This window comes from Ensifer sp. Root31 (assembly GCF_001424825.1).
Taxonomy (GTDB): Bacteria; Pseudomonadota; Alphaproteobacteria; order Rhizobiales; family Rhizobiaceae; genus Ensifer; species Ensifer canadensis.
In genome coordinates, this window is sequence record NZ_LMCO01000006.1 from 81834 (window position 1) to 99196 (window position 17363).

Here is a 17363-nt window from a genome sequence, read left to right on the forward strand (position 1 = left end):
CCATGTTGGGAAGAACTGCAAACGGTCTCTACTGGATGTTCCGCTACATCGAACGCGCCGAAAACAGCGCCCGGCTAATCGATGCCGGCCTGCGCATGGCGCTGACGCGCAGCGGCGCAACGGAAGGCGATTGGGACGGCGTGCTGCAAAGCGCTGGTGTGCGCGAACTCTACGACGAAGTGCACGAGACGCTGACGAGCATCGATGCCATCGACTTCCTGCTGCGCGACCGCAGCAATCCATCGAGCGTGATGTCCTGCATCGAGGCGGGCCGCCACAACGCCCGCATGGTGCGCACGGCGCTGACGCGCGAGACGTGGGAAGCGACCAACGAATGCTACCTCGAGATGAAGGCGATGCTCTCCAGGAAAGCGCGTCCGACCGACATGCCGGAGATCATCGACACGATCAAGCGTCGCGCCGGCCTCATCCGCGGCGCCTTCCACGGCACGATGCTCAGGAACGAGATCTTCAATTTCTCACGCATCGGCACTTTCATCGAGCGGGCCGACAACACCGCGCGCATCCTCGACGTCAAATACTACGTACTGCTGCCGGCGGTCGCCGCCGTCGGCTCGTCGATGGACAATGTGCAGTGGGAATCGATCCTGCGCTCGGTCTCGGCCCACCGCGCCTACGGCTGGGTCTATGATGCCGAACTGAAGCCGGCGAATATCGCCCATTTCCTGATCTCCAACGGTCGCATGCCGCGTTCGCTTGCCTATTGCTATGAAAAGATCGCCAGCAACCTCGGCTATCTCGAGCGCGAATATGGCGAGCGCCACGAGGCGCACGAAACGGCGGAACGTACGCTGGCCGCGCTGCGCAGCCGCTCGATCACCGACATCATGGACCAGGGCCTGCACGAATATCTCGAGGATTTCATCAGCCAGAACAATCTTCTGGGACAGGAAATCTCCGACGGCTATCGTTTCAACTGAATTTCGGGAGGACAGCATGCACCTGAAAATCAGCCATACGACCGAATACCACTACGACGAGCCGGTGCAGTATGCGCTGCAGCGGCTGCGCCTGACGCCGATCACCGGGGTCGGCCAGACCGTGCTCGGCTGGCAGACGCTCGTCGACGGTGCTGTGATGGAGGTGAGCTACGACGATCACTTCGGCAATCGCGTCCATCTCGTCAGCGTCGATGGCGACCGCGAGGCGATCCGCATTACCGCCAGCGGCGAAGTCCACACCGAGGACCGCCACGGCGTCTTGGGCCCGCATCAGTCCTACGTCCCGCTTTGGCTTTATGCCCGCGAAACGCCTTTGACCAAGGGGGGCAAGCTGATCCGCGACCTGGCGAAATCGGCCGAGGGCGACACCGATCTTGCCCGCATGCATGCATTGATGGCGATGATCCATGAGGCGGTGGAGTACAAGGCCGGCGAAACCCACGCCGAGACGGCGGCCGAGGATGCGCTCGAGGCCGGCCACGGCGTCTGCCAGGACCATGCCCATATCCTGATCTCGGCGGCACGTTCGCTCGACATGCCGGCGCGCTACATCTCAGGCTACCTGATGATGGAAGGGCAAACGGAGCAGACAGCAAGCCACGCCTGGGCCGAGATCCATCTGCCGGGCCTCGGCTGGGTCGGCTTCGATGCCGCCAACAAGATCTGCCCGGATGACCGCTATGTGCGCATCGCCTCCGGCCTCTGCTACCGCGATGCGGCCCCGATATCGGGTCTGATCCATGGTGAGGCCAACGAGACGCTGAAGGTATCGGTGACCGTCGAGCAGCAGGCGCAAAGCCAGAGCCAGACGCAAAGCCAATAAGGTTGGCGATGGGGCGCACCGCAGTGCGCCCCATCGAACTCCGTCCGGCATCAATTCTCGATCTCGTTCGACGATATCGAATGCCGAAAACGCCGGTGCATCGGGCCGACACCCTCTTTGCAGATCGGCTTCCACAGCACGCCATTGGGGGCCTATGCCCCTGAAGACCTTACCAACGGCCCGAAAAAGCCCACGACCCGTGTTATCCGCTCCTGCCCAGGGTGGAGGAAGATGATGTCCAGCCCCTCAGGGAAGGATGATCCGTCCGGCATCACAAACCTCCACGCGAAGCGTGCGATCCCATGATGAACATCCACGTCGCTTGTCCGTGCAATGCGTGCACCAGGATGCTTGGCCTGTATTCCTGCGATGTGCGCGAGCAGTTCTTCTGCGCCAGCAGCATGAACTGTTGGATCCGTATACGTTGCGCCGTCGGCCCAGATCGGCAGCAGCAACGCCCGCCGCTGCTCGCCGTCCTCGTTCGACCATGCAGCGCAGTACGAATCGATGAGATGCGCTAAAGGCATTTTATTCTACTCCTATGGATCATTGGTCTGACTACAGCGCCGCGCGTCTTATTTGACGCCCAAAGGTCGCTGTAGCACTTTGAATTGCTGCGCAGGCAACAAGACCCGAGCGCGTCCTCCTTCTTTTGCCGGAACCAGCTGGCCGTCATGGGGTCGGCTGGCTGGCCGCAAGATGCTGTTCGGTCCCTCGATCCCATGCGTCCGGTCCCCAAAACACTGATTGCAGGCCTCATTCCGACACCCCATATTGGTCGGCACAACGCTCGGTACGCTTGCCGTTGAGAGAGCTACGATGTGAAGAGTACTGTGCCAATACGCACAGAAGCGTAAGTGGTTACCCGCAGGTAAGGCGAATGGGACGGACTGGCCTATGGACAATGGTTTTTCGACAGCGATGAAGATGGTCGCCGGCAAGTGGAAGATAACTATCCTTTGCGAGCTCGGCACAGCGCCCCGTCGATTTGGCCGGCTGCGGCAGTCTATCCCTGCGGTCAGTGAAAAGATGCTGACGCAGCAATTGCGTGAACTGGAGGCCGACGGGCTTGTGAACCGAAAAGTCTATCCGGGTTCCCCGACCAAGGTCGTCTATTCACTGACGGAAAGCGGGACAGCGCTCAACGCTGGAGCGGTGGGGTTATGCCATTGGGCTGAGCAATTCCATCTCGTGCCTGTGCCTAAAGGTCCCCCAGAACCATCTCCTGAAACGCCGTAAATTCAGCTTAGGGTCGTCCGCATGACGCGGCTTTCCGGATTTGGCCGGCGCCAGCGCGCCGACGGAAAAATGAAGCCGTACGATCGCGGCGCAGCTGTTTTTCCTGGGGTCGGATGAAAGTTTGAGAAGGATTGCGCTGGCTGGTGCGTCGACCGCCCCAGTCACCGACAAGCTATCCGCCAACCACCTGCAGCAGATGGTCGGCGAGGCGGTGGGCGAGCGCCACGACGGTAAGGGTTGGCGTATCATTTCCAGCCGTCGGAAAAACTGAACTGCCAGCGATGAAAAGGTTATCCGTTCCGTGGACCTTGCATTGCGTATCCACGACCCCTTGACCGGGGTCCACGTGCATCCGTGTCGTGCCCATGTGGTGCCAGGTCCACATCGGCTTTTCGAGCCCGGTCAATTCCTCTGGTTTCACGATCAGCTTGCCCAGGCCGGTCTTCGTCAACTCGCTGCCTAAAATTGTGATCGTACGCATGACGGAATCGACCGTTTTGGCCGAAAGCTGCCAGCGCAGATTGACCATCGGCAATCCGAAACGGTCCTTCTTGTTCGACAGCATGACGCGGCTTTCCGGTTCCGGTTCCGGCTCCACGATGTGAAGCAGGCGAAAGGAACGCAGAAGGCTTGAGGGCCGCACGAGATGCATGAGCCAGGTCCAACTGACCAGACCCTCCTTGCCCGCCGCGCGGACCGCCGACTTCGCCTCCACGCCATGCAGCCGCTGCTCCCTGTAAGCGAGCAGTTTCTCTTTCATCGCCTGCAGCTTGGCTGTGTCCTGGCCGATGAAGCATGGCTCGAGCCATGCTCGATAATTGAGAAGCTCCTCGCGCTGCTGCAATTCCGCCGGCAGCGTCAGCCCGTTGACGAGATACGGGCGCTGTCGCGTGTAACTCAACGCATCGCGGATCCGCTGGCCGCGCGCGATCCGGATTCGATCAAGAGCGTTGAGAGTTCTCAGAACACTGCCATTGGCCGGCACCAGCGTGCCGATGGAAAATCGCGGATGATCCATGAAAAACCGCCCAGTGGTTCTGTCGTCGCTCCCCGGTCCGCCGCTCAGCAACAAGAGACGCGCGTTCTCGATGCCACCGGCGGCAAGCACGAACGTCCGCGCTCGGATGTGAATGGTTTCGTCAGCCCCGTTTTTGACGACAGCCGATCCGACCGTGCGCTTTTCTTCATCAAACGAAAGATAGAGCAGCGTGGAATGCAGAAGGATACTGATATTGTCAGCGTTTTCGAGGGCATGACGCAGGCGTTTGCCGGGCCGATTGTGCCGACAGAGCTCGAGATGATCGACGGAGATGATGTCGGACCTCCCCGGAAACAGCGGCTGCCGCTGGCCAAGCGCCTCGACATCCGCAATCCCTAGCGTTTTCTGCGCGCGTCGGTAATAGGGAAGGAGATGCTCGCGGCCGAAGGGCCAGCCGCTGTGCCGGACCCAGGGGCGTACCGCGAAATCCTGCTCGTCGAGCGGCTTGCAGAGACCACCCCAGCCCAGGGCCTGGGTGCTGCCGCCCAAGCCGCGCAGCCTGCATGTATCGAGTTCGGCATAGGTGAGCCCGGTGCTTTCGCCCGCCGAGAGATCACTGGCCGTCGGGATCGCATCGGCCCCTCCGCTTTCGAGCACGCAGACGGAAACGCGTCCACCGGCGAAATCCGACGCGATCGTCAATCCACTCGCACCGGCCCCGACGATGCAAATGTCGAACGTTTTGTCGGCAGGAATATCGATCCGTTCACGTAGGATCATGCATCACCCGCTTTGCTGCAAGTGAACGACCGGCACCACGGCAGAGCAACACACACCTCCCGCGAATACAGACGAAGCTTAAATCAATAGTCTGAGATGCAATGCTGCGACGCTCGTCTGCCTCCTGCGGACAGGAAGAGAGCAAAGCGTCACGGTCCCCAAAATTCTACTCCGCTTGCATCATTACACCGGATACCGGCGGCGTGAAACTCGCGAACTCGACAATCTTAAGAATGCGCTAAAATAAAGCCACCACGGCCCGCCGAAGCCGGGATAAATCGGCATCGGCGGGCCGTGGCGGCTCAAACTGCTAGTGGCTGTCGCGTTCGACGACAGAACCGCGCGTGCCGACAAGGAAGTCGAGGTCGGCGCCGGTGTCGGCCTGCATCACCGTGTTGACGTAAAGGCCGCCATAACCGCCCTTTTGCGGCTTCACCGGAGAAACCCACGCCGCCCGACGCCGAGCCAGTTCGTCATCGGAAACATCGAGCCGGATGGTGCGGGCGGGAACATCGACCGCAATCATGTCGCCGTTCTCGACCAGCGCCAGCGGGCCGCCGTCCGCCGCTTCCGGTGCGGTGTGTAGGATGACGGTGCCATAGGCGGTGCCCGACATGCGCGCATCGGAAATGCGGATCATGTCGGTAATGCCCTTCTTCAGCACCTTCGGCGGCAGCCCCATATTGCCGACCTCGGCCATCCCGGGATAGCCCTTCGGGCCGCAGTATTTCAGCACCATGACGCAGGTCTCGTCGATGTCGAGATCGTCGCGGTTGATGCGGGCGTGGTAGTCCTCGATGCTTTCGAAGACGACGGCGCGGCCCGTGTGCTGCATCAGGTGCGGCGACGCAGCCGAAGGTTTCAGTACGCAGCCCTTGGGCGCCAGATTGCCGCGCAACACGGCGATGCCGCCCGACTGCGTCAACGCCTTTTCGCGCGGCACGATGACATCGTCATTGTAGTTGGTGACATCCTTGACGCCGTTCCAGATCGTATCGCCGGTAACCGTCAAGGCGTCCTTGTGGAGGAGGCCCATCTCGCCGACCGCCTTGATGACCACCGGCAGACCGCCTGCATAGTAGAACTCTTCCATCAGGTGCTTGCCCGACGGCTGCAGGTTGACGATCGTCGGCACGTCGCGGCCAAGCCGGTCCCAGTCGTCCAGCGTCAGGGCAACGCCGATACGACCGGCGAGCGCCAGAAGATGCAGCACGGCATTGGTCGAGCCCCCGACGGCACCGTTGACGCGGATGGCGTTTTCGAAGGCTTGCCTGGTCAGGACATCGGACGGCTTCAGATCTTCCTTGACCATGTCGACGATGCGGCGGCCGGAAAGCTGGGAGATCACCCGCCGGCGGGCGTCGACAGCGGGAATTGCCGCATTGCCGGGCAGCGTCATGCCGAGCGCTTCGGCCATCGACGCCATGGTCGAGGCCGTGCCCATGGTCATGCAACTGCCGGCCGAACGGGCCATGCCCTGCTCCGCATCCATGAATTCGGCCAGAGACATCTCGCCGGACTTCACCATTTCGGAAAACTGCCAGATGGCGGTACCGGACCCGACGTCCTTGCCGCGCCACTTGCCGTTCAGCATCGGGCCGCCGGAGACCAGAATGACCGGGATGTCGACGCTCGCCGCCCCCATGAGCAGGCTCGGCGTGGTCTTGTCACAGCCGCCGAGCAGCACGACGCCATCGACCGGATTGCCGCGGATCGCCTCTTCGACATCCATGGCCGCGAGGTTACGGAACATCATCGCCGTCGGCCGTAGCGTGCTCTCGCCCACGGAAAACACCGGGAATTCGACCGGGAAACCACCCGCCTCGTAGACCCCGCGCTTCACTCGCTCGGCGAGATCGCGCAGATGCGCGTTGCACGGCGTCAGTTCCGACCAGGTGTTGCAGATGCCAATGATCGGCCGGCCGTCGAACGTATCGGCGGGCAGACCCTGGTTCTTCATCCAGGAGCGATGCATGATGGCATTCTTCCCCGTGCCACCGAACCATTCCTGCGAACGCAGCTTGCGCGGCCACTCAGCTTTCTTCTTCATCTTATCCTTCCTTGAGCGGCCCGCGCCGTAACGCGGGCCTGCGACGGCGCCCATTAAGCCAGGGTGTATGCGGTCTTGACGGTTGTGTAGAATTCGGCGGCGTAGCGACCCTGCTCGCGCGAGCCATGGGAGGAGCCCTTGCGGCCACCGAAGGGCACGTGNGTGTATGCGGTCTTGACGGTTGTGTAGAATTCGGCGGCGTAGCGACCCTGCTCGCGCGAGCCATGGGAGGAGCCCTTGCGGCCACCGAAGGGCACGTGGAAATCGACGCCGGCGGTCGGCAGGTTGACCATCACCATGCCGGCCTCGGCATTGCGCTTGAAATGCGTCGCATGTTTCAGGCTGGTGGTGGCAATGCCCGACGACAGCCCGAACGGCGTGTCGTTGGCGACGGCAAGCGCCTCGTCATAATCCTTCACCCGGATCACCGAAGCGACCGGTCCGAAGATTTCTTCACGCGAGATGCGCATCTGGTTGGTTGCCTCGGTAAACAGCGCCGGCTGCAGGTAGAAGCCGGGCGTGTCGCGCTTCAGAAGCTCGCCGCCGAAGGCGAGTTTNGAGATGCGCATCTGGTTGGTTGCCTCGGTAAACAGCGCCGGCTGCAGGTAGAAGCCGGGCGTGTCGCGCTTCAGAAGCTCGCCGCCGAAGGCGAGTTTSGCGCCTTCCTGTTTGCCGATGGCGATGTAGTCGGTGTCCTGGTTGAGCTGGCTCTGGTCGACCACCGGRCCGATATGGGTGCCGGCCTTSAGCGCRTCGTCGATGGTGAGCCCCTTCATGCGCTCGCCCATCGCCGCCACGAACCGGTCGTGAATGCCTTCGGTCACGATCACCCGCGACGASGCGGTGCAACGCTGGCCGGTGGAGAARAAGGCGGAATTGACGGCGGCTTCGACGGCAACGCCAAGATCGGCGTCATCGAGCACCACGAACGGGTTCTTGCCGCCCATCTCCAGCTGGTAYTTGCGATTGTGYTCGACCGAGGCCAGTGCCACGCGTTTGCCGGTGCCGGTCGAGCCGGTAAAGGTGATCGCCTGGAYGTCGGGGCTGTCGAGCATCGTCTGGCCGACGACCGAGCCCTTGCCCATCACCAGGTTCAACACGCCCTTCGGCAGGCCGGCACGATGGAGAATGTCGACGATCGCCCAGGAGCAGCCGGGCACCAGTTCGGCCGGCTTGAAGACGATGGTGTTGCCATAGCAGAGCGCCGGCGCGATCTTCCAGGCGGGAATGGCGATCGGGAAATTCCATGGNCCGGGCACCAGTTCGGCCGGCTTGAAGACGATGGTGTTGCCATAGCAGAGCGCCGGCGCGATCTTCCAGGCGGGAATGGCGATCGGGAAATTCCATGGCGTGATGATGCCGACGACGCCGACCGGCTCGCGGGTGATCTCGACGCCGATATCAGGGCGCACCGAGGGGATGACCTCGCCAGCCAATCGCAGCGCCTCACCGGCAAAGAAGTCAAAGATCTGGCCGGCGCGCACGGTCTCGCCGATGCCTTCCGCCAGCGTCTTGCCCTCTTCGCGCGACAACAGCCGCAGCGCCTCACCGGCAAAGAAGTCAAAGATCTGGCCGGCGCGCACGGTCTCGCCGATGCCTTCCGCCAGCGTCTTGCCCTCTTCGCGCGACAACAGTCGCCCGAGCTCGTCCTTGCGCGCCAGGATCTCGTCTGCGGTCTTTCGAAGGATAGCATGACGCTCGAGGATGCCGGAGCGTGACCAGGCCGGAAAGGCGGCCTTGGCCGCGGCAATCGCCGCCTTCGCATCGTCGGCCGAGGCGCGGGCATATTCCCCGATCACGTCGTTGGTGTCGGACGGATTGATATTGGCAACGCCATCACCGCCAACCCATTCGCCGGCAATCAGGTTTTGGTGCAATGTCATGGGCCTCAGCCTCCTTCATCTACTTTTCGCGGGCAACCGCGCCTGTCGCGGCCTGCCACTGGCATACCGCATATGTCAGAGCTGATGTATGGCGACCGGTTCGGCGGCGGCGATTGCGAGCGGATTGCGCAAGGGAAGGCCGAATTCGGCAGCCTCGATCTCGAAGACATCCCCCTCTTCCGTGCGGATACCATCGCCGAAGGAGAGCGTCGCCGTGCCGAACATGTGGACGTGGATGTCCCCCGGCTGGCGGAACAGGCCATATTTGAAATGGTGATGCTCGAGGTTGGCAAAGCTGTGCGACATGTTGGCTTCGCCCGATAGGAACGGCTTTTCCCACAGAACCTTGCCGCTCCGCAGGATACGCGAGGTGCCTCTGATATCGTCGGGTGCTGCGCCGACGCGGATTTCCGGCCCGAAGCTCGCCTGGCGCAGCTTCGAATGCGCGAGCCAGAGATAGTTGACCCGCTCGGTCTTGTGATCGGAAAACTCGTTGGCGACGGCAAAGCCGATACGGAACGGCATGCCCTTGTCAGAGATCACGTAGATGCCGGCCATCTCCGGCTCCTCCCCACCGTCTTCGGCAAAGGCCGGAGAGACGAGCGCCGAACCGGGCGCGACGGCGGAGGTGCCGTTACCCTTGTAGAACCATTCCGGCTGCACGCCGGTTTCGCCCGGTTGCGGCTTGCCGCCTTCAAGGCCCATGCGGAACATCTTCATCGAGTCGGTCAGCGTCTCCTCCGCCGCCTCGGTCGTCTTTTTGTGCATGGCGTCGCGGGTCGCGGCTGAACCAAGATGCGTCAGCCCCGTTCCGGTCAGATGCAGGTGCGCGGGGTCGGGGTGGGTGATCGGCGGCAGAAGACGGCCTTCGGCATAGGCCTTTTCGAGATCGACGGCAGCACCAAGACCCTTTGCCTCGATCGTGTCCTTGAGGCTACGCCCGGCATTGGCCGCGTCCATCGCCAGTGCATAGACGCTCGCCGCGCCGTTGACTGCGCGGGCAACCTCGCCCGGCGCGCGTACCGCGACCGTTGTCGATCCGTCTTCGTTCCTGATCTGAGAAATCAGCACGATCCTGTCCTTCCTTGCATCGTTCGGGCCTTGCTCGCGCCTGATCTCAGGCAAACCGCGGCCCCTCGGGTGGCTCTCGCCACCCAATCCTGACAGTCCGGGCTGTCACTCCCGGCAGCCGGAGCTGCCCGTTCAATGGTACTGGTTCGATCCGGGCCGTTCGGTCGCTGGTCAGCCCTTGTTCTTGTTGTAGACGTCGAAGAAGACGGCAGCGAGCAGCACCAGACCCTTGATCAGCTGCTGGTAGTCGATGCCGATGCCCATGATCGACATGCCATTGTTCATCACGCCCATGATGAAGGCCCCGATCACCGCGCCGATGATCTTGCCGACGCCGCCGGACGCTGAGGCGCCGCCGATGAAGCAGGCCGCAATCACGTCGAGTTCAAAGCCTTGGCCGGCCTTCGGCGTTGCCGAGTTGAGGCGGGCGGTGATGATCATGCCGGCAAGTGCGGCCAGAACACCCATGTTGATGAAGGTGTAGAACGTCAGCCGCTCGGTGTTGATGCCGGAGAGCTTCGCCGCCTTGACGTTGCCGCCCATGGCATAGATGCGACGGCCGATCGTCGAGCGCGTGGTGACGAAGGTATAGAGCGCGATCAGCACGCCCATGGCAATCAGCACGTTGGGCAGGCCGCGATAGGTCGAAAGCTGATAGCCGATGAACAGCGCAACGACGGCGATGACCGCCATCTGGATGGCGAAGAAGACGAAGGGCTCGTTTTCGCTACCGTGCTGCTCGTTGACCCGGCGATTGCGCACGCCCGCATAGATGGCGTAGCCGACGAGTGCCAGCACCGCCACCAGCGCCACCATGTTCTGGATGAGGTCGGGCCTCGGATTGAGGAAGTAGAGGAAATCCGGAACGAAGCCTGTCGAAAGCAGCTGAAACTCCTTCGGGAACGGACCGATCGGCCGGCCGCCGAGCACCACGTAGGTGAGCCCGCGGAAGACCAGCATGCCGGCAAGCGTGACGATGAAGGACGGGATCTTCTGATAGGCGACCCAGTAACCCTGCGCCGCCCCCATGATGCCGCCGACAACAAGACAGGCAGGAATGACGACGAAGGCCGGCAGGCCCCACTTGACCAGCATGATCGCCGATATCGCCCCGATGAAGGCGACGATCGAGCCGACCGAAAGGTCGATGTGTCCGGCGACGATGATCAGCAGCATGCCCAGCGCCATGATGACGATGAACGAGTTCTGCAGCACCAGGTTGGTGATGTTGACCGGGCGGAACAGCACGCCGTTGGTGACGAACTGGAAGAACAGCATGATGACCACGAGCGCGACCAGGAGGCCGTATTCGCGGATGTTGTTCTTGAGATAGTCCCCGATCGAGGGTTTGTTCGGTTGGGTGCTCGTATCGGCGACCATTAGTGTTTCTCCCCTGAACGCATGATGGCACGCATGATGGATTCCTGGCTCGCTTCGGCCTTTGAAAGCTCGGCGACGATGCGGCCCTCGTTCATGACGTAGATGCGGTCGCAGGTTCCAAGCAGTTCCGGCATCTCCGATGAAATCATCACGATGCCTTTGCCCTCGGCTGCAAGCTGGTTGATGATGGTGTAGATCTCATACTTCGCGCCGATATCGATACCGCGTGTCGGCTCGTCGAGGATGAGGACTTCCGGATTGGTGAACAGCCACTTCGACAGCACCACCTTCTGCTGATTGCCGCCGGAAAGATTGACCGTTTCCTGATAGATCGAGTGCGAGCGGATGCGCAGCTTCGAACGATAGTCGGAGGCGACCTTGACCTCCTTGCGATCGTCGATGACGCCGTTGGACGCCACCGCCTTCAGGTTGGAGAGCGTGGTGTTCTCCTTGATGTTGTTGATCAGCACGAGACCCAGTTGCTTGCGGTCTTCGGTGACATAGGCGAGACCAGCGTCGATGGCGCGGGGGATGGTGCTGACGTCGACCGGCTTGCCGCGCATCAGGACGTCGCCGGTGATCTTGTGCCCCCAGGACTTGCCGAAGATGCTCATCGCCGTTTCGGTTCGCCCCGCCCCCATCAGGCCGGCGATGCCGACGACTTCGCCGGCGCGCACGGTAAAATTGACGTCGTGCAGGAACTGCCGGTCGCGGTGATGCTGGTGGAAGACGTTCCAGTTCTTCACTTCCAAGAGCGTCTCGCCGATCTTGGGCTCGCGCGGCGGGTAACGATCTTCCATCGCACGACCGACCATGCCCTTGATGATCCGGTCTTCGCCGATATCCTCGGTCTGACAGTCGAGCGTTTCAACGGTTCCGCCGTCGCGCAGGATGGTGATCTGGTCGGCGACCTTGCGGATCTCGTTCAGCTTGTGCGAAATGATGATCGAAGTCATGCCCTGCGCGCGAAACTCCATCAAGAGCTTCAAGAGCGCGTCAGAATCGTTTTCGTTGAGCGAGGCGGTCGGTTCGTCGAGGATCAGCAGCCGCACCTTCTTCGACAGCGCCTTGGCGATCTCGACCAGCTGCTGCTTGCCGACGCCGATGTCAGTGATCAGCGTGGCGGGCGGCTCGCTCAGGCCCACCTTTTTCAGAAGTTCCTGCGTGCGGGCAAAGGTCTGCGGCCAATGGATCACCCCATTGGTGGCGATCTCGTTGCCGAGAAAGATGTTTTCGGCGATCGACAGCAGCGGAACCAGCGCCAGTTCCTGGTGGATGATGATGATGCCGAGATGTTCGCTGTCAGAGATGGTCGAGAAGCGGCGAGGCTCGCCGTCGTAGTAGATCTCGCCGTCATAGGTGCCGGCGGGATAGACGCCGCTCAGTACCTTCATCAGCGTCGATTTGCCGGCACCGTTTTCACCGACCAGAGCGTGGATCTCACCTTCGCGAACCTTGAAGCTGACATTGTCCAGCGCCTTGACGCCCGGAAACGTCTTGGTGATGCCACGCATTTCGAGAATGATATTGTCCATGTTCAGTCATTCCAGCGGCAGTCGGCAAGAGAGTACAGGCTCCCTCACCGGGATAAAAGGGTCCGCGATGGATCGCGGACCCTCAGGTGCGTCATCCTATCAGTTGTTGATCTGATCTTCGGTGTAGTAACCGGAGGAGACCAGCACATCCTTGATGTTGGACTTGTCGACCGCGACCGGCTTCAGCAGGTAGGACGGAACGACCTTGACGCCGTTGTCATAGGTCTTGGTGTCGTTCACTTCCGGCTCCTTGCCTTCCATGATCGCATTGACCAGGCCGACCGTGACCTTGGCGAGTTCGCGCGTGTCCTTGAAGATCGACGAATACTGTTCGCCGGCAAGGATCGACTTGACCGAAGGCAGTTCGGCGTCCTGACCGGTAACGGCAGGCATCGCCATGTCGCCGGAACCATAGCCGACGCCCTTCAGCGCCGAGATGATGCCGATGGACAGGCCGTCGTAGGGCGACAGAACGCCATCGACCTTGGCATCGGTGTAGTTGGAGGACAGCAGGTTTTCCATGCGGGCCTGGGCAACGGCACCATCCCAGCGCAGCGTGCCGACCTGGTCCATGCCCTTCTGGCCGGACTTGACGACGATCTTGTTGCTGTCGATCAGCGGCTGCAGGACCGACATCGCACCGTCGTAGAAGAAGAAGGCGTTGTTATCGTCAGGCGAACCGCCGAAGAGTTCGACGTTCTTCGGCTCGGTCGCGCCGTCGAGCTTCAGGCCCTGCACCAGCGACGTTGCCTGCTGCACGCCGACCTGGAAGTTGTCGAAGGTGGCGTAGTAGTCGACATTGCCCGAATCGCGGATCAGACGGTCGTAAGCGATGACCTTGACGCCGGCGTCATGGGCCTTCTGCAGGATGTCGGAAAGCGTCGTGCCGTCGATGGCGCCGATGACGAGAACCTTGGCACCCTTGGTCACCATGTTTTCGATCTGGGCGAGCTGGTTCGGAATATCATCGTCGGCAAACTGCAGGTCCGGCGTGTAACCGGCTTCCTTGAACAGCTTCTCCATGGTCTCGCCATCGGAGATCCAGCGGGTCGAGGTCTTCGTCGGCATGGAAATGCCAACCGTGCCTTTGTCCTGTGCGAAGGCGGGCGCAGCAAACGACGCGACGGAGATCGCGGCCGCTGCGAGAAGCGAAGTAATCAATTTCATCTGGTCTCTCCCAAAAGTGTTGAAGCCGGCAGGCCCGCAGCCTCCCCGTCCTATGCGCAGCGATCCACCGGCCCGGAGATCGCGTCTCCGGCGGTGGATCCAGGTGAAGGAAGTCCTCCCCGCCCGCATGCTCCCACATGCACTGGCACATGGGGAAAAACTGGAATCAAAAGCCATAACTGTCAAATACAATATCGCTTTGCTACCATACCAATATTGATATACTACTCGAAAACAGTGTGATTTTTGAAACATCCTGAAAACTGGATTGCCCACGATGATGAAAGAAGGAAAGCCCGGCACGACAGGGATTGCCGCCGAACAGTTCGACAGCGGGCTCTTTCGCTCAGGGCTGAAGATCAATCACCTCCGGCTGATCCTGGCGATCGACGATCATCGTCGCATCAGTGCGGCCGCCGAGACGCTCGGCATCTCCCAGCCCGCCGCCTCGCGCATGCTGGCGGAGATCGAGACGATCCTGAAGGCGCCGATCTGCGAGCGAGTGGCACGCGGCGTAGAACTGACCCGCTACGGCCAGGCGTTGGCGCGGCGGGCGCGCACGATCTTTCTGGAACTGCGGGAGGCCTCGCGCGAGATCAGCGAACTGAAGACCGGCAGCGGCGGCTCGGTGTCGATCGGCTCGGTGACCGGGCCGGCGCTCAACCTCGCCGTTCCGGCAATCCGCCAGGTCATCACCGCCTATCCCGGCATCGAGATCAACATCCAGATCGAAAACAGCAATGTGCTGACGCGCGAGCTGCTCGCCGCCCGCCACGACTTCGTCGTCGGACGCATCCCAGACGATCTCAGCCCGCGGCTCTTCAACATGGTCGAGATCGGCTACGAGGAGGTCTGCCTGATCGTGCGCGACGGCCATCCGCTGCTCGACAAGCCCATTGCCGGCGCCGAAGATCTGCCCGCCTACGACTGGGTGTTCCAGCCGCCGGGAACGCTGCTGCGCCGCGCCGTCGAAGACAGCTTCATGTCCGCGGGTGTGCGCCTACCGGCGACCGTCATCAACACCTCGTCGATCATCCTGACGCTGTCGATCGTGCGCAACACCAATGCGATTGCGCCGGTGGCGCTCGATGTCGCCAACCTGATCGCCGACAACGGCACGCCGGCCGGCGAGATCCGCATCCTCAAAACCGAGATCCCGATCCGCATCAAGCCCTATGGGTTGATCACCGCCGAGGGACGCGCGCTGCCGCCGAGCGCCAAGCTGCTCTACGACCTCATTCTCAAACAGGGACGAGCATGATCAGCCAGCATTGGTTGATCAGCCTGGGCATGATCAAGTTGATCAGCCTGGGATAATCTCCATCCGGCATTTTGCGCCGGGATAGCGGAGGCTGCATGTTCGGAATGTCGGTGTTTCAGTCCGTGCTCGAGCGGCTGAAGACGGAAGAAGACGAGGAAGAGACCGCCAATGCGGAGGTTTTCGCGACGTCGCGCACGCCTCTGTTCGCAACCACGTTCGTCGCCGGCGGCGCCGACAGCGCGTCTGCTGCGCGCAGCGCCGTCGAGCGAGCCTATTTCGATGCGTCCTTCGTCGAGCCGCCGCCGATAGAGCCGATGCCGGAATTTCTCAACCGCATCAGCCTTGCCGAAGTCGCCGAGGAACTTGACCTTGGTGAAGGGGAGACATTGACGACGCTCGCTGCCAAGCGGCGAAGCTTCGCCGCCGCCAATCATCCCGATCGCCTGCCGCAGGACTACCGCGCCAATGCGACGGTCCGGATGAAACTCGCCAACATGCTCATCGACGAGGCGTCGCGCCAATTGCAGGCGGCCTGACCGCCGCTCACGCGTCGTTGTCAGCCTTGGGCGTCTCGTCTTTTGACGCCGAGCCCTCAGCACCGGCAGTCTTGTCTGTCGGCTTGTAAAACAGCAGCAGAGAGGACCCGACATAGGCGGCGATCGCCAGAGCGATGATGCTGAAGAACGGCTGGTCGTGATAGAATTCGAGCGCCGCCCAGCCGGCGCAGACTAAAAAGATCAAAACCCGCCGCCACAAGGGACGGTAAAAGGCGTGGTCCGGGTCGATGAGTTTGATCATCCTGTCCTCTGGGTGCTTGCGCTCGTGATCGGCAACGGATGTCTTGTAGGGGAAATCCACCGGCCGCCGCAAGCCCGCGACCGCATCACGCCCTTGACGGGCACCATGAAAATAGAATAAAAATTCCGAAATTGTTTTCTTCGACCATTTCATTCCGAACAGATGGCGCCGGACGCCCGCACGGAAGAAACGGTCGGGCAAGGGAGAGGAAAGCGCGCGGCATCCGCTCGGGCACCATCGCTGACAACCACCTTGCAACCCAATCGCGGAATTGCCCCTCCGCGGCGCCTTTGCGCGATGAGCGCCGATCATCACGCACCTTCCCGGTCGAGGACCGGATTTCGAGAGAGACAGAGATGACAGTGAGATTTGGTCTTCTGGGCGCCGGACGCATCGGCAAGGTTCACGCAAAGGCCGTCAGCGGCAATCCCGATGCCGTGCTCGTCGCCGTGGCCGACGCCTTTCCGGCCGCCGCCGATGCCATCGCCAAGGCCTATGGCTGCGAGGTCCGCACCATCGAGGCAATCGAAAAATCGGCCGATATCGACGCCGTTGTCATCTGCACGCCGACCGATACCCATGCCGACCTGATCGAGCGTTTCGCCCGCGCCGGCAAGGCGATCTTCTGCGAAAAGCCCATCGATCTCGATGTCGATCGCGTGCGGGCCTGCATGAAGGTGGTGGCCGAGACCAAGGGCAAGCTGATGGTCGGCTTCAACCGCCGCTTCGACCCGCATTTCATGGCCGTCAAGCAGGCAATCGACGCCGGCAAGATCGGCGACGTCGAGATGGTGACGATCACCTCGCGCGATCCCGGCGCGCCGCCGGTCGACTACATCAAGCGCTCGGGCGGAATCTTCCGCGACATGACGATCCATGACTTCGACATGGCGCGCTTCCTGCTCGGCGAAGAGCCCGTATCGGTAACGGCGACCGCCGCCGTCCTCGTCGACAAGGCAATCGGCGAAGCCGGCGACTACGACAGTGTGTCCGTCATCCTGCAGACCGCCTCCGGCAAACAGGCGATCATCTCCAACTCGCGCCGCGCCACCTACGGCTACGACCAGCGCATCGAGGTTCACGGCTCCCAGGGTGTCGTCTCGGCGGAAAACCAGCGCCCGGTGTCGATCGAGATCGCCAATGGCGAAGGCTACACCCGCCCGCCGCTGCACGATTTCTTCATGACCCGCTACACCGAAGCCTATGCCAACGAGATCGAGAGCTTCATCTCCGCGATCGAAAAGGGCACGGAAATCACCCCGTCGGGCAAGGATGGCCTGGCAGCGCTCGCGCTTGCCGACGCAGCCGTGAAGTCGGTCATCGAAAAGCGCCAGATCAGCGTCGCGTAAAGCATTTCGAGGAAAAGTGCGAAGCGGGTTTCCGTTTGGCAAAGACAAACGGCCGGGCGCGACACGCCCGGCCGTTTCGTGTTTCA

At 61.8% G+C, this 17363-nt stretch carries 14 protein-coding genes and 3 pseudogenes; 6 read left to right on the top strand and 11 right to left on the bottom strand.

Features of this window, described 5'->3' with window-relative positions; genetic code table 11:
* Positions 1–2: 2 nt before the first annotated feature.
* A complete protein-coding gene (locus ASD00_RS07260) occupies positions 3–941 on the top strand; it encodes an alpha-E domain-containing protein (RefSeq protein ID WP_057205787.1) in 939 nt (312 codons plus the stop codon).
* A gap of 16 nt (positions 942–957) precedes the next feature.
* Positions 958–1785, top strand: coding sequence for a transglutaminase family protein (locus tag ASD00_RS07265; protein WP_025428036.1), 828 nt, complete (start codon positions 958–960; stop codon positions 1783–1785).
* Positions 1786–1937: 152 nt separating this feature from the next.
* Here ASD00_RS07265 and ASD00_RS07270 read toward each other — a convergent pair whose 3' ends face one another.
* A complete protein-coding gene (locus tag ASD00_RS07270) occupies positions 1938–2312 on the bottom strand; it encodes a hypothetical protein (RefSeq protein ID WP_025428037.1) in 375 nt (124 codons plus the stop codon).
* 370 nt (positions 2313–2682) lie between these two features.
* Between ASD00_RS07270 and ASD00_RS07275 the strand changes: the two genes are divergently transcribed.
* The gene (locus ASD00_RS07275; RefSeq protein WP_025428038.1) at positions 2683–3024 is read left to right on the top strand and encodes a helix-turn-helix domain-containing protein; all 342 of its coding nucleotides are present in this window, start codon (positions 2683–2685) and stop codon (positions 3022–3024) included.
* Positions 3025–3196: 172 nt separating this feature from the next.
* On the opposite strand, the gene ASD00_RS07280 is transcribed toward ASD00_RS07275, so the two are convergent.
* From ASD00_RS07280 to chvE, 9 genes and pseudogenes are all read right to left on the bottom strand, one after another.
* Complete coding sequence (locus ASD00_RS07280) at positions 3197–4783, bottom strand: GMC family oxidoreductase (RefSeq protein WP_025428039.1); 1587 nt, start codon at positions 4781–4783, stop codon at positions 3197–3199.
* 310 nt (positions 4784–5093) lie between these two features.
* On the bottom strand, positions 5094–6833 hold the full coding sequence (araD, locus tag ASD00_RS07285) for an L-arabinonate dehydratase (RefSeq protein ID WP_057205789.1): 1740 nt from the start codon (positions 6831–6833) through the stop codon (positions 5094–5096).
* A gap of 162 nt (positions 6834–6995) precedes the next feature.
* Positions 6996–7390, bottom strand: a pseudogene (locus ASD00_RS41510) (aldehyde dehydrogenase family protein); the annotation flags it as partial.
* A gap of 1 nt (position 7391) precedes the next feature.
* Positions 7392–8083: pseudogene (locus ASD00_RS41515) on the bottom strand (aldehyde dehydrogenase family protein); the annotation flags it as partial.
* Between the two features lies 1 nt (position 8084).
* Positions 8085–8716 (bottom strand): annotated as a pseudogene (locus ASD00_RS41520) (aldehyde dehydrogenase family protein); the annotation flags it as partial.
* A 75-nt stretch (positions 8717–8791) separates the two neighbouring features.
* Positions 8792–9787, bottom strand: coding sequence for an AraD1 family protein (araD1, locus tag ASD00_RS07295; protein WP_025428042.1), 996 nt, complete (start codon positions 9785–9787; stop codon positions 8792–8794).
* A 171-nt stretch (positions 9788–9958) separates the two neighbouring features.
* Positions 9959–11167 carry a multiple monosaccharide ABC transporter permease gene (gene mmsB, locus ASD00_RS07300; RefSeq protein ID WP_025428043.1) on the bottom strand — a complete coding sequence of 403 codons (1209 nt, stop codon included), beginning with the start codon at positions 11165–11167 and terminating at the stop codon, positions 9959–9961.
* Positions 11167–12702 carry a multiple monosaccharide ABC transporter ATP-binding protein gene (mmsA, locus tag ASD00_RS07305; protein ID WP_025428044.1) on the bottom strand — a complete coding sequence of 512 codons (1536 nt, stop codon included), beginning with the start codon at positions 12700–12702 and terminating at the stop codon, positions 11167–11169. Before mmsA ends, mmsB begins: the two co-directional genes overlap by 1 nt.
* A 99-nt stretch (positions 12703–12801) precedes the next feature.
* Complete coding sequence (chvE, locus tag ASD00_RS07310) at positions 12802–13869, bottom strand: multiple monosaccharide ABC transporter substrate-binding protein (RefSeq protein ID WP_057205790.1); 1068 nt, start codon at positions 13867–13869, stop codon at positions 12802–12804.
* Positions 13870–14149: 280 nt separating this feature from the next.
* On the opposite strand from chvE, the gene ASD00_RS07315 reads away from it, so the two are divergent.
* The gene (locus tag ASD00_RS07315; protein ID WP_025428046.1) at positions 14150–15130 is read left to right on the top strand and encodes a LysR family transcriptional regulator; all 981 of its coding nucleotides are present in this window, start codon (positions 14150–14152) and stop codon (positions 15128–15130) included.
* 95 nt (positions 15131–15225) lie between these two features.
* Complete coding sequence (locus ASD00_RS07320; RefSeq protein ID WP_025428047.1) at positions 15226–15666, top strand: hypothetical protein; 441 nt, start codon at positions 15226–15228, stop codon at positions 15664–15666.
* A gap of 7 nt (positions 15667–15673) precedes the next feature.
* Here the strand turns inward: ASD00_RS07320 and ASD00_RS42450 are convergent, their stop codons facing one another.
* On the bottom strand, positions 15674–16240 hold the full coding sequence (locus ASD00_RS42450; protein ID WP_309141689.1) for a hypothetical protein: 567 nt from the start codon (positions 16238–16240) through the stop codon (positions 15674–15676).
* A 44-nt stretch (positions 16241–16284) separates the two neighbouring features.
* On the opposite strand from ASD00_RS42450, the gene iolG reads away from it, so the two are divergent.
* On the top strand, positions 16285–17277 hold the full coding sequence (gene iolG, locus ASD00_RS07330) for an inositol 2-dehydrogenase (RefSeq protein ID WP_025428049.1): 993 nt from the start codon (positions 16285–16287) through the stop codon (positions 17275–17277).
* Positions 17278–17363 lie beyond the last annotated feature (86 nt).

What these genes read in the sequence shown, in the direction of transcription:
- ASD00_RS07260 (WP_057205787.1), top strand. Translation starts at nt 3, where the DNA reads ATGTTGGGAAGAACTGCAAACGGTCTCTACTGGATGTTCCGCTACATC.
- iolG (WP_025428049.1), top strand. Translation starts at nt 16,285, where the DNA reads ATGACAGTGAGATTTGGTCTTCTGGGCGCCGGACGCATCGGCAAGGTT.
- chvE (WP_057205790.1), bottom strand. Translation starts at nt 13,869, where the DNA reads ATGAAATTGATTACTTCGCTTCTCGCAGCGGCCGCGATCTCCGTCGCG.
- araD (WP_057205789.1), bottom strand. Translation starts at nt 6,833, where the DNA reads ATGAAGAAGAAAGCTGAGTGGCCGCGCAAGCTGCGTTCGCAGGAATGG.
- ASD00_RS42450 (WP_309141689.1), bottom strand. Translation starts at nt 16,240, where the DNA reads ATGATCGGCGCTCATCGCGCAAAGGCGCCGCGGAGGGGCAATTCCGCG.
- ASD00_RS07265 (WP_025428036.1), top strand. Translation starts at nt 958, where the DNA reads ATGCACCTGAAAATCAGCCATACGACCGAATACCACTACGACGAGCCG.
- mmsB (WP_025428043.1), bottom strand. Translation starts at nt 11,167, where the DNA reads ATGGTCGCCGATACGAGCACCCAACCGAACAAACCCTCGATCGGGGAC.
- ASD00_RS07280 (WP_025428039.1), bottom strand. Translation starts at nt 4,783, where the DNA reads ATGATCCTACGTGAACGGATCGATATTCCTGCCGACAAAACGTTCGAC.
- mmsA (WP_025428044.1), bottom strand. Translation starts at nt 12,702, where the DNA reads ATGGACAATATCATTCTCGAAATGCGTGGCATCACCAAGACGTTTCCG.
- ASD00_RS07270 (WP_025428037.1), bottom strand. Translation starts at nt 2,312, where the DNA reads ATGCCTTTAGCGCATCTCATCGATTCGTACTGCGCTGCATGGTCGAAC.
- ASD00_RS07315 (WP_025428046.1), top strand. Translation starts at nt 14,150, where the DNA reads ATGAAAGAAGGAAAGCCCGGCACGACAGGGATTGCCGCCGAACAGTTC.
- ASD00_RS07275 (WP_025428038.1), top strand. Translation starts at nt 2,683, where the DNA reads ATGGACAATGGTTTTTCGACAGCGATGAAGATGGTCGCCGGCAAGTGG.
- ASD00_RS07320 (WP_025428047.1), top strand. Translation starts at nt 15,226, where the DNA reads ATGTTCGGAATGTCGGTGTTTCAGTCCGTGCTCGAGCGGCTGAAGACG.